General features: G+C 65.0%; 19 protein-coding genes. All 19 read right to left on the bottom strand.

All coding sequences use genetic code 11. The features are described 5' to 3' along the window. Positions 1 to 8: 8 nt before the first annotated feature. The 19 genes from nuoI to U1703_RS04680 all read right to left on the bottom strand — a co-directional run bounded on the left by nuoI (position 9) and on the right by U1703_RS04680 (position 16,244). Positions 9 to 494 carry an NADH-quinone oxidoreductase subunit NuoI gene (gene nuoI / locus U1703_RS04770; RefSeq protein WP_042483186.1) on the bottom strand — a complete coding sequence of 162 codons (486 nt, stop codon included), beginning with the start codon at positions 492 to 494 and terminating at the stop codon, positions 9 to 11. Continuing rightward, positions 491 to 1,546 (bottom strand): NADH-quinone oxidoreductase subunit NuoH, encoded by a 1,056-nt coding sequence (nuoH, locus tag U1703_RS04765; protein WP_320452189.1) that lies wholly within the window; start codon positions 1,544 to 1,546, stop codon positions 491 to 493. The genes nuoI and nuoH overlap by 4 nt, the downstream gene beginning before the upstream one ends. After that, positions 1,543 to 3,561 carry an NADH-quinone oxidoreductase subunit NuoG gene (gene nuoG, locus U1703_RS04760; RefSeq protein WP_332784799.1) on the bottom strand — a complete coding sequence of 673 codons (2,019 nt, stop codon included), beginning with the start codon at positions 3,559 to 3,561 and terminating at the stop codon, positions 1,543 to 1,545. The genes nuoH and nuoG overlap by 4 nt, the downstream gene beginning before the upstream one ends. Then, positions 3,561 to 4,871: an NADH-quinone oxidoreductase subunit NuoF gene (gene nuoF / locus U1703_RS04755; RefSeq protein ID WP_332784798.1), complete on the bottom strand. Its 1,311-nt coding sequence runs from the start codon at positions 4,869 to 4,871 to the stop codon at positions 3,561 to 3,563. The genes nuoG and nuoF overlap by 1 nt, the downstream gene beginning before the upstream one ends. After that, positions 4,871 to 5,545, bottom strand: coding sequence for a complex I 24 kDa subunit family protein (locus U1703_RS04750; protein WP_332784797.1), 675 nt, complete (start codon positions 5,543 to 5,545; stop codon positions 4,871 to 4,873). The genes nuoF and U1703_RS04750 overlap by 1 nt, the downstream gene beginning before the upstream one ends. Then, a complete protein-coding gene (locus U1703_RS04745) occupies positions 5,545 to 6,780 on the bottom strand; it encodes an NADH-quinone oxidoreductase subunit D (protein WP_320452186.1) in 1,236 nt (411 codons plus the stop codon). The genes U1703_RS04750 and U1703_RS04745 overlap by 1 nt, the downstream gene beginning before the upstream one ends. Further along, positions 6,777 to 7,532 carry an NADH-quinone oxidoreductase subunit C gene (locus U1703_RS04740; RefSeq protein ID WP_332784796.1) on the bottom strand — a complete coding sequence of 252 codons (756 nt, stop codon included), beginning with the start codon at positions 7,530 to 7,532 and terminating at the stop codon, positions 6,777 to 6,779. Before U1703_RS04740 ends, U1703_RS04745 begins: the two co-directional genes overlap by 4 nt. Continuing rightward, the gene (locus tag U1703_RS04735; protein WP_443025761.1) at positions 7,529 to 8,113 is read right to left on the bottom strand and encodes a NuoB/complex I 20 kDa subunit family protein; all 585 of its coding nucleotides are present in this window, start codon (positions 8,111 to 8,113) and stop codon (positions 7,529 to 7,531) included. Before U1703_RS04735 ends, U1703_RS04740 begins: the two co-directional genes overlap by 4 nt. Then, complete coding sequence (ndhC, locus tag U1703_RS04730; protein ID WP_294200152.1) at positions 8,104 to 8,478, bottom strand: NADH-quinone oxidoreductase subunit A; 375 nt, start codon at positions 8,476 to 8,478, stop codon at positions 8,104 to 8,106. The genes U1703_RS04735 and ndhC overlap by 10 nt, the downstream gene beginning before the upstream one ends. Positions 8,479 to 8,672: 194 nt before the next feature. Next, the gene (locus U1703_RS04725; RefSeq protein ID WP_320452184.1) at positions 8,673 to 9,485 is read right to left on the bottom strand and encodes an inositol monophosphatase family protein; all 813 of its coding nucleotides are present in this window, start codon (positions 9,483 to 9,485) and stop codon (positions 8,673 to 8,675) included. Positions 9,486 to 9,616: 131 nt separating this feature from the next. Then, positions 9,617 to 10,180 (bottom strand): elongation factor P, encoded by a 564-nt coding sequence (gene efp / locus U1703_RS04720; RefSeq protein ID WP_267433648.1) that lies wholly within the window; start codon positions 10,178 to 10,180, stop codon positions 9,617 to 9,619. A gap of 72 nt (positions 10,181 to 10,252) precedes the next feature. Continuing rightward, complete coding sequence (locus U1703_RS04715) at positions 10,253 to 10,864, bottom strand: M23 family metallopeptidase (RefSeq protein ID WP_332784795.1); 612 nt, start codon at positions 10,862 to 10,864, stop codon at positions 10,253 to 10,255. Then, on the bottom strand, positions 10,861 to 11,889 hold the full coding sequence (locus U1703_RS04710) for a L,D-transpeptidase family protein (RefSeq protein ID WP_332784794.1): 1,029 nt from the start codon (positions 11,887 to 11,889) through the stop codon (positions 10,861 to 10,863). The genes U1703_RS04715 and U1703_RS04710 overlap by 4 nt, the downstream gene beginning before the upstream one ends. A 261-nt stretch (positions 11,890 to 12,150) precedes the next feature. Continuing rightward, positions 12,151 to 12,837, bottom strand: a complete 687-nt coding sequence (thiE, locus tag U1703_RS04705) for a thiamine phosphate synthase (protein WP_320452181.1) — start codon at positions 12,835 to 12,837, stop codon at positions 12,151 to 12,153. Between the two features lie 102 nt (positions 12,838 to 12,939). Further along, complete coding sequence (locus tag U1703_RS04700; protein ID WP_320452180.1) at positions 12,940 to 13,848, bottom strand: class I fructose-bisphosphate aldolase; 909 nt, start codon at positions 13,846 to 13,848, stop codon at positions 12,940 to 12,942. A 38-nt stretch (positions 13,849 to 13,886) separates the two neighbouring features. Continuing rightward, positions 13,887 to 14,219 carry a type II toxin-antitoxin system PemK/MazF family toxin gene (locus U1703_RS04695; protein WP_320452179.1) on the bottom strand — a complete coding sequence of 111 codons (333 nt, stop codon included), beginning with the start codon at positions 14,217 to 14,219 and terminating at the stop codon, positions 13,887 to 13,889. Continuing rightward, positions 14,216 to 14,446 carry a type II toxin-antitoxin system RelB family antitoxin gene (gene relB, locus U1703_RS04690; protein WP_058733351.1) on the bottom strand — a complete coding sequence of 77 codons (231 nt, stop codon included), beginning with the start codon at positions 14,444 to 14,446 and terminating at the stop codon, positions 14,216 to 14,218. Before relB ends, U1703_RS04695 begins: the two co-directional genes overlap by 4 nt. Before the next feature lie 143 nt (positions 14,447 to 14,589). Continuing rightward, a complete protein-coding gene (locus U1703_RS04685; protein ID WP_332784793.1) occupies positions 14,590 to 15,789 on the bottom strand; it encodes a phosphoglycerate kinase in 1,200 nt (399 codons plus the stop codon). Further along, a complete protein-coding gene (locus U1703_RS04680; RefSeq protein ID WP_332784792.1) occupies positions 15,786 to 16,244 on the bottom strand; it encodes an MOSC domain-containing protein in 459 nt (152 codons plus the stop codon). Before U1703_RS04680 ends, U1703_RS04685 begins: the two co-directional genes overlap by 4 nt. Between the last annotated feature and the right edge of the window lie 5 nt (positions 16,245 to 16,249).

Raw genomic sequence — 16,249 nt, 5'->3', positions numbered from 1 at the left:
CGCGGGCTTTAACGGTACGGCGCATCGGCGGCAAGGTTCGCCGCGATCGCGCTTTCCCAGCGGTCACCGTTATCGAGCAACTTCGACTTGTCGTAGATCAGCTCTTCGCGGGTCTCGGTCGAAAATTCGAAGTTCGGACCCTCGACAATCGCATCGACCGGGCAAGCCTCCTGGCACAGCCCGCAATAGATGCACTTGGTCATGTCGATGTCATAGCGCGTCGTGCGGCGGCTGCCATCGTCGCGGGGTTCCGCCTCGATCGTGATCGCCTGGGCGGGGCAGATCGCCTCGCACAGCTTGCACGCGATGCACCGCTCCTCGCCATTGGGGTAGCGACGCAGCGCGTGCTCACCCCGGAAGCGCGGGCTGATCGGGTTCTTCTCGAACGGATAGTTGATCGTCGCCTTCGGCTTGAAGAAGTAGCGAAGGGTCAGCGCATGCCCCTTCACGAACTCCCACAGCGTAAAAGCCTTGACGTACTGAGCGACGCTCATGCCGGAACTCCCACGCGCGCGAACATCAGCACGCCAGACACCAAGAATACCCAGAACAGCGACACCGGCAGGAATACCTTCCAGCCCAGCCGCATCAGCTGGTCGTACCGATAGCGCGGCACGGTCGCCTTCACCCAGGAAAAGACGAAGAAGAAGAAGCACATCTTCAACAACAGCCAGACGATACCCGGCACGACATAGAGCGGCGCCCAGTTCACCGGCGGCAGATAGCCGCCCCAGAACAGGATCGCGTTCAGCGCGCACATCAGGATGACGTTGGCATATTCACCCAACCAGAACAGCGCGAACGACATCGAGCTGTATTCGGTCTGGTAACCCGCGACGAGCTCCGATTCCGCTTCGGTCAGATCGAACGGTGCACGCTGCGTCTCGGCCAGCGCCGAGATGAAGAACATGATCGCCATCGGGAAGAGTAGCGGATTCAGGAAGAAGCCGTTGACGCCCGTGTTCAGCACACTCTTCTGCGCCTCGACGATCGCCGTCAGGTTGAAGCTGCCCGACCACATCACGACCGAAATCAGGATGAAGCCGATCGCGACTTCGTAGGACACCATCTGCGCGGCCGCACGGAGCGCCGAGTAGAACGGATATTTCGAGTTCGAAGCCCAGCCCGACAGGATCACGCCGTACACGCCCAGCGACGAAGCGGCGAGAACATAGAGCAGGCCGACATTGATGTTGGCGACCACCACGCCCGGCTGGAACGGCACCACCGCCCAGACGATCAGCGCGACCGTGAAGGTGATGATGGGCGCCAGCAGGAACAGCCCACGATTGGCGGCCGAGGGAACGATGGTTTCCTGAAGGAAGACCTTCAGGCCATCGGCGAACGACTGGAGCAGACCAAAAGGACCGACCACGTTCGGACCCCGGCGCAGCGCCATCGCCGCCCAGATCTTGCGGTCGACATAGATGACCATCGCGACCGCCAGCATCAGCGGCAGCGCGATCGCCAGGATCCCGACCAGCGTCGCGATCCCCCAGGCCCAGCCATAAGGAAGGCCGAGCGTCGTGTTGAAAAACGCGGTCACTCCGCTGCCTCCGCATAGCTCTCACCATGGACCAGTTCGGCCGAGCAGCGCTGCATCGTCGGGCTGGCGCGGCAGATCGCGTTGGTGAGGTAGAAGTCCTTGATCGGATAACCGTCGAGCGTGCCGGACGCGGTCGCGTTCAGCGACGGCGCGGCCCAGTCGAAGGTCACCAGGCCGAGCCGACCCAGCGCCGGAACCTCGGCCGCCATGGCGGCGCGCAGGTCCTCGAGCGTGTCGAAGCTCAGGGTCTGGCCGAGCACTTCGGACAGGGCGCGGAAGATCGTCCAGTCGTCGCGCGCGTCGCCCGGTGCGAAGACCGCACGGTCGCCGCGCTGCACCCGGCCTTCCAGATTGACCCAGGTGCCCGACTTCTCGGCAAAGGTCGCGCCCGGCAGGATGACATCGGCGTGATGCGCACCCTTGTCGCCATGATGGCCGACGAACACCTTGAAGCTGGTGGAGAAGTTGGCGAAGTCGACCTCGTCGGCGCCCAGGAAGAAGGCCAGCTTCGGCGCGGCCGCAACCACGTCGGCGATGCCGCCCTTCTGGGCATAGCCGAGCATCAGCCCGCCCATGCGCGACGCCGCCATGTGAACGACGTTATAGCCGTTCCAGGCCGAACCATCCTCCAGCGTCCGCACCAGATTGAACTGGTCAACCAGCTTCAGGCTCGCGCCATGCGCACCCTTCAGCGCGCCACCACCGACGATCACCATCGGACGCGCGGCCTTGCCGAACAGCTCCGCCACGGTCTCGGGCAGGTTGCCCTGCACCGACAGGTCGGTGCCCAGCCACTCGACCTTGTAGGTCAGGTCAGTCTCGGGGCCGATCGCGAAGACCTTGGCGCCCTTCTTGATGGCCTTGCGGATGCGCGTGTTCACCAGCGGCGCTTCCCAGCGCAGATTGGTGCCGATCAGCAGGATCGCATCGGCGCGCTCGACGCCCGCGATGGTCGTGTTGAAGTTGACTGCGGCCAGGCTGGACACGTCATAGTCCATACCGGTCTGACGACCTTCGAGCAGCGATGAGCCCATCTTGGCCAGCAGTGCCTTGGCCGCGAACATCGTCTCGCAATCGACCAGATCACCGGCGATGGCGGCAACGCTCGAACCGGCGTTCACGTCACGGATCGCGGCGAAGGCCTCGTCCCAGGTGGCGGGCACCAACTTGCCGTCGCGGCGGATAAACGGACGGTCGAGACGACGACGGACCAGACCGTCGATCGCGTGACGCGTCTTGTCGCTCGCCCACTCCTCATTCACCTCGTCGTTGATGCGCGGCACGCAGCGCAGCACCTGACGACCACGGCTGTCAAGGCGGATGTTGGTGCCGACCGCGTCCATCACGTCGATGGCGAGCGTCTTCTTCAGCTCCCAGGGACGCGCCTCGAACGCATAGGGCTTGGACGTCAGCGCACCCACCGGGCACAGGTCGACGACATTACCCGACAACTCGCTCGACACGGCCTGTTCGAGATACGAGGTGATCTGCATGTTCTCGCCGCGATAGATCGCGCCGATCTCCTCCACGCCCGCAACCTCTTCGGCAAAGCGGACGCAGCGGGTGCACTGGATGCAGCGGGTCATGACCGTCTTGACGATCGGACCCATATATTTCTCGGTGACGGCCCGCTTGTTCTCGTCATAGCGGCTATGGCCCTTGCCATAGGCCATGGACTGGTCCTGCAGGTCGCACTCGCCGCCCTGATCGCAGATCGGGCAGTCCAGCGGGTGGTTGATCAGCAGGAATTCCATCACGCCTTCGCGCGCGGCCTTCACCATCGGGGTGGTGGTGAAGATTTCCTGATTCTCCGCCGCCGGAAGCGCACACGACGCCTGCGGCTTGGGGGGGCCAGGCTTCACCTCGACCAGGCACATGCGGCAATTGCCAGCGATGGACAGCCGCTCATGATAGCAGAAGCGCGGGATTTCCTTGCCCGCAAGCTCACAGGCCTGCAGCACGGTGGCGCCCTGGGGCACCTCGATCTCGACGCCGTCGACTTTGACCTTAGGCATTATTCGGCAGCTTCCATCATCGGGGCGTTGCCGCCCGTCTCGCCTTTGCGTTCGCGAATGCGACGTTCCATCTCCGGGCGGAAGTGGCGGATCAGGCCCTGGATCGGCCAGGCCGCCGCGTCGCCGAGCGCGCAGATGGTGTGGCCCTCGACCTGCTTCGTCACCTGGAACAGCGTGTCGATCTCGGACACATCGGCATCGCCGGTGCGCATCCGCTCCATCACGCGCCACATCCAGCCGGTGCCTTCACGGCACGGCGTGCACTGGCCGCAGCTCTCATGCTTGTAGAAATAGGACAGACGGCTGATCGCGCGGACGATGTCGGTCGACTTGTCCATGACGATGACCGCCGCCGTACCGAGGCCCGATCCGACCGCCTTCAGGCCGTCGAAGTCCATCGGCGCGTCCATGATCTCGGCCGCAGGCACCAGCGGCACCGACGAACCGCCCGGGATCACCGCAAGCAGATTGTCCCAGCCGCCACGGATGCCGCCGCAATGCTTCTCGATCAGCTCGCGGAAGCTGATCGACATGCTTTCCTCGACCACGCAGGGGCGATCGACATGGCCGGAGATCTGAAAGAGCTTGGTGCCCTTGTTGTTCTCGCGCCCGAAGGACGAGAACCACTCGGCACCGCGCCGCAGGATCGTCGGGGCGACCGCGATCGACTCGACGTTGTTGACCGTCGTCGGGCAGCCATAAAGGCCGGCACCCGCCGGGAAAGGCGGCTTCAGGCGCGGCTGGCCCTTCTTGCCTTCCAGGCTTTCGATCATCGCGGTTTCTTCGCCGCAGATATACGCGCCCGCACCACGATGGACGAAGACGTCGAAGTCATAGCCCGAGCCACAGGCATTCTTGCCCAGGAAGCCCCGGTCATACGCCTCGGCCACCGCCGCGAACAGCGTCTCGGCCTCGCGGATATATTCGCCGCGGATATAGATATAGGCCGCCCGGGCGCGCATCGCGAAGCCCGCGACCAGCGCGCCCTCGATCAGCTTGTGCGGATCGTGGCGGATGATCTCGCGGTCCTTGCAACTGCCCGGCTCGGACTCGTCGGCGTTGATGACCAGGAAGCTCGGCCGGTCGGGACGCGGTTCCTTGGGCATGAAGCTCCACTTCATGCCGGTCGGGAAGCCCGCACCGCCGCGCCCGCGTAGACCCGACGCCTTGATGACGTCGATGATCTTGTCCTGGCCCAGCTCGAGCAGCGCCTTGGTGTTATCCCAATCGCCGCGCTTTATCGCCGCGTCGACGTTCCACGGCTGATAGCCGTAGAGATTGGTGAAAATGCGGTCCTTGTCAGCGAGCATTATGCGCCCCACTCCCCGCGATAGTCGTGATTGTCGCCGACCATGGCGGTCAGCGTGGTCGGACCGCCGATCGGCTCGACCGTATGGCGACCCGGCTCTTGCGTACCAGTCTTGGGGCTTTCGCCACGGGCCAGCGCTTCCAGGATCGTGACCGTGCGGTCGTAATCCAGATCCTCGAAATTGTCGTCGTTGATCTGGACCATCGGGGCCGAGGCGCAGTTGCCCATGCACTCGACCTCGGTCAGCGTGAACATGCCGTCGGGCGTGGTCTTGCCCTTGATCAGCCCCTTGTTCTTGCAGGCCGCCAGCACGTCGTCCGACCCGCGCAACATGCACGGCGTCGTGCCGCACACCTGAACGTGATAGCGGCCGACCGGCGCCAGGTTGAACATCGTGTAGAAGGTCGCGACCTCATAGATGCGCATATAGGCGACGCCGAGCTGGCGCGCGACGAACTCGATTACCGGCACCGGCAACCAGCCTTGAGTCTGCGTCTCCGCCCCCACCTGGCGCTGCGCCAGGTCGAGGAACGGGATCGAGCCCGACTGCTCACGACCCTTGGGATAGCGCGCGAGGATCTCGTTCGCCTTCTTCTGGTTCTCGTCGGTCCAGGCAAAATTGCCCCAGCGGGCGCGGACTTCCGCCTCGTCGGGGATGTTGGGAGCGTCAGCCATTAGCGGTCACATTCACCAAAAACGATGTCCATCGCGCCCAGGATCGCGGTCGTATCCGCCAGCATGTGGCCCTTGGACATGAATTCCATGGCCTGCAGATGGCTGAACGCGGTCGGGCGGATCTTGCAGCGATAGGGTTTGTTGGTCCCGTCGGAGACGAGATACACGCCGAACTCGCCCTTCGGGCTTTCGGTCGCGACATACACTTCGCCTGCGGGGACGTGATAGCCCTCGGTATAGAGCTTGAAGTGGTGGATCAGCGCTTCCATCGAGCGCTTCATCTCGGCGCGCTTGGGCGGCGTGACCTTGCGGTCGGTGGCCATCACCGGACCTTCGGGCATCTGCGCCAAGCACTGCTTCATGATGCGGGCCGACTGGCGCACTTCCTCGACGCGTACCATGAACCGGTCATAGCAGTCGCCGCTCGTGCCCACTGGCACGTCGAAGTCCACCTTGTCATAGGCGTCGTAGGGCTGCGACTTGCGCAGATCCCACGGAATGCCAGAGCCTCGGATCATCGGGCCCGAAAAGCCCCACTTGATCGCGTCCTCGCGGTTCACCACCGCGATATCGACGTTGCGCTGCTTAAAGATGCGGTTGTTCGCCACCAAGCTGATCGCGTCCTCGAACAGGCGCGGCAGACGGGTGTCGAGCCAATCGGCGATATCGGTCAGCAGCTTGAGCGGCACGTCCTGATGGACGCCGCCAACACGGAAGTAATTCGCGTGCATGCGCGCGCCCGAGGCCCGCTCATAGAAGTTCATGCAGTCTTCGCGAATTTCGAACAGCCACAGGTTCGGCGTCATCGCGCCGACGTCCATGACGTGGCTGCCGATGTTGAGCATGTGGTTCGAGATACGCGTCAGCTCGGCGAAGAACGTCCGCAGATACTGCGCGCGGATCGGCACTTCCAGGTCGAGCAGCTTCTCGACCGCCAGCACGAAGCTATGCTCCATGCACATCGGCGAGCAGTAATCGAGGCGATCGAAATAGGGCAGCGCCTGCGAATAGGTCTTGTACTCGATCAGCTTCTCGGTGCCGCGATGCAGCAGACCGACATGCGGATCGACGCGTTCGACGATCTCGCCGTCCAGCTCCATGACGAGGCGAAGCACCCCGTGCGCCGCCGGATGCTGCGGGCCGAAGTTGATCGTGTAGTTCTGGATCGACACGTCACCCGTGGTCGGGTCAACGGCGTCCGTCTTGTGGAGCAGTTCGTCGACGTAGTCGCTCACTGATTCTGTCCTCCGCCCTTGCTCGGCACGACGTCCGGGTTCTTGGGCTTGTCCTCGGCCTTGTTGCCCGGATGCGGCTGGCCCGCGCCGGTCTGCTTGGGGGCCTCGGTAGTCTTGGCCTCCGCCGCCTGCGGCATCGTGCCCTTCTCGTCGCCCGGCAGCACGTAATCGGCGCCTTCCCACGGGCTCTGGAAGTCGAAGTTACGGAAGTCCTGCGCCAGCTTCACCGGCTCATAGACGACGCGCTTTTCCTCTTCCGAGTACCGCAGCTCGGTATAGCCGGTCAGCGGGAAGTCCTTGCGCAGCGGATGGCCGCGGAAGCCGTAATCGGTCAGGATACGACGCAGGTCGCTATTGCCCGAGAACAGCACGCCGTACAGGTCATAGACCTCGCGCTCCAGCCAGCCCGCGACCGGCCACAGGCCCGTCACCGACGGCACCGGCTTGTCCTCGTCGGTCGAGACATGGACGTGCAGGCGATGGTTGCGGGTCAGCGACAGGAGGCAATAGACCACCTCGAAACGCTCGTCGCGCTCGGGATAGTCGACGCCTGCAATCTCCATGAGCTGCTGGTATTCCAGCCCCTTGGTATCACGCAGCGCGATCATCGCGGAGACCAGGTTCGCCCGATCGACGACCAGCGCGACCTCGCCGACATGCTCGCGCGCGTCGAGCAGCCACGGGCCAAGCGCGGCGCGGGCCGCGTCGATCACGCCGTCATTGGCGGCATAACGGGGAGCAGGCGCCCTCACCGTTCGATGCTCCCGGCGCGGCGAATCTTCCGCTGCAACTGCATCACGCCGTACAGCAGCGCCTCGGCGGTCGGCGGGCAACCGGGGACATAGATGTCCACGGGCACGATCCGGTCACAGCCGCGCACCACCGAATAGCTATAGTGATAATAGCCGCCGCCATTGGCGCAGCTGCCCATCGAAATGACGTACTTCGGGTTCGACATCTGGTCGTACACACGACGCAGTGCCGGGGCCATCTTGTTGCACAGCGTACCCGCCACGATCATCACGTCCGACTGGCGCGGCGATGCGCGCGGCGCGGCGCCGAAGCGCTCCAGATCGTAACGCGGCATGTTGACGTGGATCATCTCCACGGCGCAGCACGCCAGACCGAAGGTCATCCACCAGAGCGAGCCGGTGCGCGCCCACTGGAACAGTTCCTCGGTCGAGGTGACCAGGAAGCCCTTGTCGGTCAGTTCGCCGTTCAGCCCGTCGAAAAAGCCCTGATCGGGCTGAATGACGGCCTGGCCATCATGGGCGGGTCCGCCATGGGCCTGGGGCTTGAACCCAACCGGACCGGAGTGAAGATTTACTCCCAATCCAACGCTCCCTTCTTCCACGCATAGACGAGACCCAGCGCGAGCTCGCCGATGAAGATCATCATCGAAAACCAGGCGGTCCAGCCGAGGCTGAAGACGCTTACCGCCCAGGGGTACAGAAACGCCGCTTCCAGATCGAAGATGATGAACAGGATCGCGACGAGGTAGAAACGCACGTCGAACTGGCTGCGCGGGTCTTCGAACGCGGGGAAGCCGCATTCATATTCGGACAGCTTCTGCTCGTTGGGCTTATGGGCGCCGGTCAGGCGCGCCACGAGCATCGGCAGAAACACGAAAGCCGTCGACAGTGCCAGGGCAACGCCCAGGAACAGGAGGATCGGCAGATATTGCGACAGATCGACCAAGTTTTCTCTCGCAGATGCGGAACTGGATGCGGATGGCTTTAGGCCGATGGATCGGCCGGAGCAAGCCAGCGGAGGCATGAGAATGAATCGCAAGTGAACGCCGCCACCCGCCGTCATCCTCGGATTTTTACATGGTTATGCAGTGGGTTGAGCGCAAGAGGAATGGCCTCTCACGCTCAAATCCCCCCAAATCCTTAACGCAGCGCGTTGGCCAGCAGCTTGTGCAGCTTGGAATGCAGGCCCTCGTTCGCCGCCAGATACTCGCCACGGTCCAGCGACTTGTCGCTGCCCCGGAAGTCGCTGACGAAACCGCCTGCTTCTCGCACCAGCAGCATGCCCGCCGCCGCGTCCCAGGGCTTCAGGCCCGACTCCCAGAAACCGTCGTAACGGCCCGCCGCCACCCAGGCGAGGTCGAGCGCGGCCGAGCCGAAGCGGCGGATGCCGGCGACCTGCGGTGCGATCGCACCGAAAATGCGGCTCCACTGGACGAAATCGCCATGCCCTAGGAACGGGATGCCGGTGGCGATCAGCGCCTCCGATAGGTCGCGGCGCGACGACACGCGCAGGCGGCCGTCCTGCAACCAGGCGCCCCGGCCCTTCTCGGCCCAGAAACTCTCGTCGGTCAGCGGCTGATAGATCAGGCCGGTGGTGATTTCTCGCTTGCCGTTCGCCAGCGGCTCCTCGACCGCGATCGAGATGGCGAAGTGCGGGATGCCGTGCAGGAAGTTCGAGGTGCCGTCGAGCGGGTCGATGATGAAGCGCGGCTTGGACGGATCACCCGCGATCTCGCCGCCCTCCTCCATCAGGAAACCCCAGTCGGGACGTGCCTTGCGCAGTTCCTCGAACAGCGTTTCCTCGGCGCGCTTGTCGGCCATCGACACGAAGTCGGCAGGCCCCTTGCGGCTGACCTGAAGGTGCTGGACCTCGTTGAAGTCGCGGCGGAGACGCGGGGCGGCCTTGCGCGCGGCGCGTTCCATGATGGTGAGAAGCCCGGAGTGCGAGGCCATGATCGTCCTTTCGATCGCGCCGCGGCAAGTCCCAGGGCGCTCCAAATTGAAAAGGCCCGCCGCGAACGACGGGCCGGAACGGCGGATGACGGGGTCGCGCTCAGGTCGCGCCGGTCATCCGCCGTGGGGCATCAGTCCGCGCGGCGGACGTAGGTCTGTTCGTACACGTCGACGACGATACGCACGCCGCTGGCGATGTGCGGCGGCACCATCACGCGCACGCCATTGTCGAGGATGGCGGGCTTGTACGACGACGAAGCCGTCTGCCCCTTCACCACGGCGTCGGCCTCGACGATGGTGGCTTCGATCTGGTCGGGAAGCTGGACCGAGATCGGACGCTCCTCGTGCAGTTCCATCACGACATCCATGCCGTCCTGCAGGAACGCCGCGGCATCGCCCAGCAGGTCGCGCGGCAGCGTGATCTGCTCGTAGGTTTCCTTGTCCATGAAGGTCAGGTCGTCGCCTTCGGCGAACAGGAACTGGAAGTCCTTGGTATCCAGGCGGACGCGCTCGACCGTCTCGGCGGAGCGGAAGCGGACGTTCGTCTTGCGGCCGTCGATGAGGTTCTTCATCTCGACCTGCATATACGCACCGCCCTTGCCGGGCTGGGTGTGCTGAATCTTCACGGCGCGCCAGATGCCGCCTTCATACTCGATGATGTTGCCGGGACGAATGTCCACGCCGCTGATCTTCATGGGTCTTCAACCTGCTGGAAAGAGCGAAGGACACCGGTGCGAAACGCGGCCCGGCTTCCTGTGTTGGTCGCTTTAGCTCGAAGCGGTTTTTCCCGCAAGCAGCGGATAGGGATCGACCGCCTCGCCCTGCCACCAGCCGTCCCCGGCGCGCATCCAGTGGACCGCGAAGTGCAGATGCGTGTTGCCCGCCCCCGCATTGCCGCTGTCGCCGACGAACCCCACGACCTGCCCCTGGTCGACGCGCTGCCCCTCGGCCAGTCCCGGGGCATAGCCGCGAAGATGCGCGTAATAGAGGGTCCAGCGGCGGTCAGGCGAGCGGATATACAGCGTGTGCCCGCCCCGCCCGCTTTCGAACAGCTTTTCGACCGTGCCACCGAACGCGGCGACGACCGGCGTGCCCGATGGCGCCATGATGTCCAGGCCCATGTGTCGTCGCGCGCCGCCATCGCGCGCATCGCCCCAGTCATGGTTCAGCCGCGCCACCGGAAAGCCCGCCACCGGCATGACGAGCGCGGCGGAGCCGCCCGCCACGCCGGAGGCCTTGGGAGCTGGTGCGTCGGGCACCATCACGCCGCCATCGCCGAACGATACCATCGACAGGAACCCGCCGACCACCACGACGATCGCGCCCAGCATGATCCAGCCGAAGCGCGACAAAGGCCCCGTCCCCCGCGCGCGGCTCATTCCTGGAAGACCGCCTGGGTGCCCGGCTTGACCATCAACGACAGGCGCGCGACGTCCCAGTTGGTCAGGCGGATGCAGCCATGGCTTTCCGCCCGCCCGATCGTCTCGGGGTTCGGTGTACCGTGGATGCCGTAATGCGGCTTGGACAAATCGATCCAGATCACCCCGACCGGGCCGTTCGGGCCGGGGGGCAGCATCGCCTTGCGGTCATTCTTGTCCGCATCCCAGAACAGCGCCGGGTTATAGTGGAATTGCGGGTTATAGTCGGCGCCATAGATCTTCCACGTGCCCAGCGGCAGCGGATCATATTGCGAGCCCATCGTCGCCTGGAACTGCGCGACCAGCTTGCCCTGCTTGTCGAGCACGCGCAGCACCGAGTCCGACTTGTCGACGACGACCTTCTCGCCCTTGGGCTGGTGCGCATCGACGTTCAGGCTGTTCAGTGTCGCCTTCCAGTCGGCGGGAAAGACGTCCGGATAAGCGCGCGAAGTCGGCAACGAATTGGGCACGACCAGGACCTGCCCGACCTTGATCGGCGTGCCCGCCGGATTGAGCGCGGCGATCACCGCCGGGGTGGTATGGAAGCGCTCGCCCAGCGCCTCCATAGCGTCGCGATAGCCCAGGCGCGGCAGCTTGGCCTGCTCGGGCGGATCCTTGGGCAAGGGGTTGGTATAGGGGCCGTCGACCGTCTTCTGGTCGATCACCGCGCGCACCGTCGGTCGCCAGCCGCGATAGGGATAGAGCGCCTTGAGCGTGGCGCTGTCGGGCTCGCCGGTGACGGGCAGGCCGCGCGCCTCCTGAAAGCCCTTCAGCGCGGCGGTCAGCGACATGCCGCGTCGCCCATCGATGACGCCCGGCGAGAAACCGAGATGGTCCAGGATGACCTGGACATGCATGACGCTGGGGTCGATCGCATCGGCCGCGATCGGCTTGACCTCCTGCGCCGGGGCGGGCGAGGGATGCGTCGCCACCGCTACCAGTGCCATTGCCGCTCCGCCGCCCATGGCGATCCCCAATTTCTTCATGCACCCGCTCCTTTACCCGTTGGTATCACCATGGGTAACGCGAAGGGGAACGCTTGTTTCCAAAGTGGAACGGGTTGTGGGCCGATCGTCCTGGGGGTTATTGGCCAAACTTATTCCTCCCCTGCAAGGGGAGGTGGCAGGGCAAAGCCCTGACGGAGGGGTGTCGCCCTCTCGATAGCGGGACACCCCTCCACCAGCTTCGCTGGCCCCCTCCCCTTGCAGGGGAGGAATACAGTCAATCTCGCCGCGTCGTTCGGAAGATTACTTCTTCAACACCTCGGCAAAGGCCTGCACCGCCGCAGCCTCGTCGCCGTTCCACACCGCGCCCGACACCGCGAGGAAATCGGCCCCCGCTTTGACCAGCGGCGCGGCGTTGGCGGGCGTGATGCCGCCGATCGCGACGCAGGGCAGCTCAAACAGCGTCGACCACCAGGACAGGACCACCGGCTCGGCACGGTGCTTCGTTTCCTTGGTCGTGGTCGGATAGAAGGCGCCGAATGCGACATAGTCCGCGCCCGTCTCACCGGCCTGCATCGCCAGATGGCGGCTGTCGTGGCAGGTCACGCCGATCTGAACCGTGGGGCCGAGCGCGTCGCGCGCCTCGCGGGCATCGCCATCGTCCTGCCCCAAATGCACGCCGTCCGCGCCCAGGCGCTTGGCCAGGCTGATACTGTCGTTGACGATGAAGGCGACCTCGCGATCCGCGCAGATACGCTGGAGCGGCTCGGCCAGCCGGGCGGCGGCGTGCTGGTCCATGTCCTTTACGCGGAACTGGAAGGCGGCAACGGGCCCCGCATCAAGTGCGCGTGCCAGCCGGTCGGCAAAGCCGCCGGTCACGTCGAGCGGCGAGATCAGGTAGAGCTGGCAGGGGGGCCGCCGCATGTCGCGCACGAAGGCGTCGGCGAATTGCGGATCGAGAGGGCCCAGGGGATCGTCTTCAAGCGTCATGTCGCCTCCCTAGCGCCTGACGCGGCCCCCGTCACCTGTCGTGCACGGGACGGGAATGGGCGCCCCGGTTCCCCAACCGGAACGCCCAACCCTAGCAAGAACTTATTCTTCGTTCTTGTAGATCGCGATCAGCTTGTCGAGCATCGCCAGCGCCTCGTCGCGCGGGCGCTGGAAGGTGTTGCGGCCGATGATCGAGCCATTGCCGCCACCGTCGCGAATGTCGCGCGCATCCTGATAGACGGCATCGGCACCCTTGGCGGCACCACCCGAGAAGACGACGATGCGGCGGCCCGCAAAGCTGGACTGGACGACATGGGCGACGCGGTCGGACTGCTTCGACCAGTCCTTGCCCTCATAGGCCGACTTGGCTTCGGCCTGTTCGATATGGTCGCTGGGCAGCTTCACCTTGATGATGTGGGCGCCGAGCAGTGCGGCCATGTGCGCGGCATAGGCGCCGACGTCGAGCGCCAGTTCGCCGTCCTTGCTCAGCTTGCCGCCGCGCGGATAGCTCCAGATGACGGTGGCCAGGCCCGCATCGCGTGCTTCGGCCGACAGGATCGCGATCTGGTCCATCGCGTCGAAGATGCCGTCCGAACCCGGATAGATGGTAAAGCCGATCGCCGCGCAGCCCAGCCGCACCGCGTCCTGCACGCTGCCCGTCACCGCCTGAGTGATCGAGGTGCCCCAGCTGTTTGAGCTGTTGATCTTCAGGATGGTCGGGATCTGCCCCGCGAACGTGTCGGCCCCGGCCTCCAACATGCCCAGCGGCGCGGCATAGGCCGACAGCCCGGCGTCGATTGCCAGCTGGAAATGGTAATGCGGGTCATAGGCGGGCGGGTTGATCGCGAAGCTGCGCGCCGGGCCATGCTCGAACCCCTGGTCGACCGGCAGGATGATGACCTTGCCGGTGCCGCCCAGCTTGCCCTGCATCAGGATGCGGGCGAGGTTGGCCTTCACCGCGGCGGGCGTGCCTTCATACTTGTCGAGAATGGCCTTTACGGTCGGGGTCATCGGGTCTCTCCAGAAAGCTACGGGTCTTTGATAGGGGATCAGAGCATCAGCCAGCGGCGCAGCGCCTGATCGACCTGCTCCATCCGGGTGGGCGAAGCATGGCCGATGACTTTGACGATATGATTGCGGGGAATGGACAGGATCTTGTCGACCTGCACCTCGCACTCGACGGTCAGGCCGGTATGCTCGCGCGGGGAGAAAGCGACGCGGAACAACGCCTCGCCCCCGACGACCGAGGTCATCGGGCAGACGGTGATCGTGTTGTGCGTCTCGTTATACAAATCCGACTGGACGACCAGGAACGGGCGGTGGCCGCCCCCCTCGCCCTCGTTCGTCGTCGCCAGCACGATGGCGGCATGGGCGATCGTCATGCGTCACCTTCCTTCGCCAGCGCGTTCCAGAAGGCGAAATCCTCCGGCGTGTCGCGTTTCGACGCGCGGGTCGATTGACGGCGCGCCTCACGGCGATAGGCCTCGTCGTGCAGGTCGACATAGCGGCGGACCGCTTCGCGCGCGATATCACTTTTGCTGCGCCCTTGCGTGCGCGCGACGGCCGCCAGCCGCTCTTCCAATTCCGTGTCGAGACGGACGCCGAGCATCGCCATTCCTTCGTTTAACGTGTTTAACCTAGCAAGATCGGCTCCACCGATCAAGCGAATGCCTCGCCCATTTCGCCGGGCCATGAAAAAACCCCGCCGCCAGACAGGCGACGGGGTGATTTTTCGGACGGCCCGCGGGTCCGTCAGGCGATCAGCGCGGCGACGCCGGGCAGGTCCTGCCCTTCCATCCATTCCAGGAACGCGCCGCCCGCGGTCGAGACGAAGGTGAACTGCGTGCCCACGCCCGCCTGGTTCAGCGCGGCGACGGTATCACCGCCGCCCGCCACCGACACCAGGCTGCCATCCTGGGTCAGCGCCGCCGCCGTCTTGGCAAGCGCGACGGTCGCCATGTCGAAGGGCGGCGTCTCGAACGCGCCGAGCGGGCCGTTCCACACCAGGGTGCGGCAGTTCTTGAGCACATCGCCCAGCGCCTCGACCGCGTTGGGGCCGAGGTCGAGGATCATTTCATCGGCAGCGACTTCGTGGACGTTGACGGTGCGGGTTGCGGGGTTCGGCTTGAATTCCCTGGCGACCACCACGTCATACGGCAGGTGGACGGTGCAGCCCGCCTTGTCGGCAGCGTCGAGGATTTCCTCGGCGGTGCCGGTCAGGTCATGCTCGCACAGCGACTTGCCCACATCGACGCCGCGCGCGGCGAGGAAGGTGTTGGCCATGCCGCCGCCGATGATCAGGTGATCGACCTTGCCGACCAGATGCTTCAGCACGGCGAGCTTGGTGGAAACCTTCGCGCCGCCGACCACGGCCGCAACCGGATGCTCGGGCTTGCCCAGCGCCTTTTCCAGCGCGTCGAGTTCGGCCTCCATCGCACGGCCCGCGAACGCCGGAAGCTGGCGCGCCAGCCCTTCGGTCGAGACGTGCGCACGGTGCGCGGCCGAGAAGGCGTCGTTGACGTAGAAGTCGCCCAGCTTGGCGATCTGCGCCGCCAATTCGGGATCGTTCTTTTCCTCGCCAGCATGGAAGCGGGTGTTTTCCAGGATCGCGATATCGCCGGGGTTCAGCGTGGCGACAGCCGCCTCCGCCGCCTCGCCCGCAACATCGTCGATAAAGCGGACCGGGCGTCCCAGTACATCGCTATAAGGCTGGGTCAGCATCGCCAGCGAGAATTCGGGGTTACGCTGCCCCTTGGGGCGGCCGAAATGGGCCAGGATCAGGACGATCGCGCCCTTGTCGGCCAGTTCGGTCACGGTCGCGATCGTCGCGCGCAGGCGAGTGTCGTCGGTCACGCGGCCATCGGCCATCGGCACGTTCAGATCCTCGCGGACCAGCACGCGCTTGCCCTGGACGTCGCCCATGTCGTCGAGCGTCTTGAAAGCCTTGGTCATGATTCCTCGATCCTGATTGTATCGCCGATGCGGATCGTGCCGCCCTCGATCACGCGGGTACATACGCCGCCGCGCCAGTCGGGTTTCAACGCGGCCTGCAAGCCGTCGGCAATCGCGTCCATGCGGTGGCACGGATCGCATTCGATGGTAATTTCCAGAAGCACGGGCCCGATACGAAGCCGGGTGCCCGACATTTGGGGAAGGTCGAAATCCTCGACCAGCAGGTTCGCGCGGCGCTCCTGCCAGGGGATGTCACGGCCGATCTCGGCCATGGCGGCGTCCCAGTCGGCACGCTCGATCAACGTCAGCTGACGCTTGCCACGCCCGCCGGGCTTGATCCGCCCGCGCGCATCGCCTTCCACTCCGCCGTCCGGGGTGACGATGGCGGTGTCGATCACCTCCATCGGCCCCTTCGCCACGGCGTGGCGGGCGATGCCGGCCAGACGCCCGGTCATCACCC

The sequence above is a fragment of the Sphingomonas flavida genome (assembly GCF_036663655.1).
GTDB lineage: Bacteria > Pseudomonadota > Alphaproteobacteria > Sphingomonadales > Sphingomonadaceae > Sphingomonas.
The sequence above is the reverse complement of the archived record's forward strand: the minus strand, read 5'-3'. Positions and strand labels throughout refer to the sequence as shown.

Excerpts from the sequence above, each read along its gene's own strand:
- nuoI (WP_042483186.1), bottom strand. The coding sequence starts at position 494 with ATGAGCGTCGCTCAGTACGTCAAGGCTTTTACGCTGTGGGAGTTCGTG.
- nuoG (WP_332784799.1), bottom strand. The coding sequence starts at position 3,561 with ATGCCTAAGGTCAAAGTCGACGGCGTCGAGATCGAGGTGCCCCAGGGC.
- nuoF (WP_332784798.1), bottom strand. The coding sequence starts at position 4,871 with ATGCTCGCTGACAAGGACCGCATTTTCACCAATCTCTACGGCTATCAG.
- U1703_RS04750 (WP_332784797.1), bottom strand. The coding sequence starts at position 5,545 with ATGGCTGACGCTCCCAACATCCCCGACGAGGCGGAAGTCCGCGCCCGC.
- U1703_RS04725 (WP_320452184.1), bottom strand. The coding sequence starts at position 9,485 with ATGGCCTCGCACTCCGGGCTTCTCACCATCATGGAACGCGCCGCGCGC.
- efp (WP_267433648.1), bottom strand. The coding sequence starts at position 10,180 with ATGAAGATCAGCGGCGTGGACATTCGTCCCGGCAACATCATCGAGTAT.
- U1703_RS04715 (WP_332784795.1), bottom strand. The coding sequence starts at position 10,864 with ATGAGCCGCGCGCGGGGGACGGGGCCTTTGTCGCGCTTCGGCTGGATC.
- U1703_RS04710 (WP_332784794.1), bottom strand. The coding sequence starts at position 11,889 with ATGAAGAAATTGGGGATCGCCATGGGCGGCGGAGCGGCAATGGCACTG.
- thiE (WP_320452181.1), bottom strand. The coding sequence starts at position 12,837 with ATGACGCTTGAAGACGATCCCCTGGGCCCTCTCGATCCGCAATTCGCC.
- U1703_RS04700 (WP_320452180.1), bottom strand. The coding sequence starts at position 13,848 with ATGACCCCGACCGTAAAGGCCATTCTCGACAAGTATGAAGGCACGCCC.
- U1703_RS04695 (WP_320452179.1), bottom strand. The coding sequence starts at position 14,219 with ATGACGATCGCCCATGCCGCCATCGTGCTGGCGACGACGAACGAGGGC.
- relB (WP_058733351.1), bottom strand. The coding sequence starts at position 14,446 with ATGCTCGGCGTCCGTCTCGACACGGAATTGGAAGAGCGGCTGGCGGCC.
- U1703_RS04685 (WP_332784793.1), bottom strand. The coding sequence starts at position 15,789 with ATGACCAAGGCTTTCAAGACGCTCGACGACATGGGCGACGTCCAGGGC.
- U1703_RS04680 (WP_332784792.1), bottom strand. The coding sequence starts at position 16,244 with ATGACCGGGCGTCTGGCCGGCATCGCCCGCCACGCCGTGGCGAAGGGG.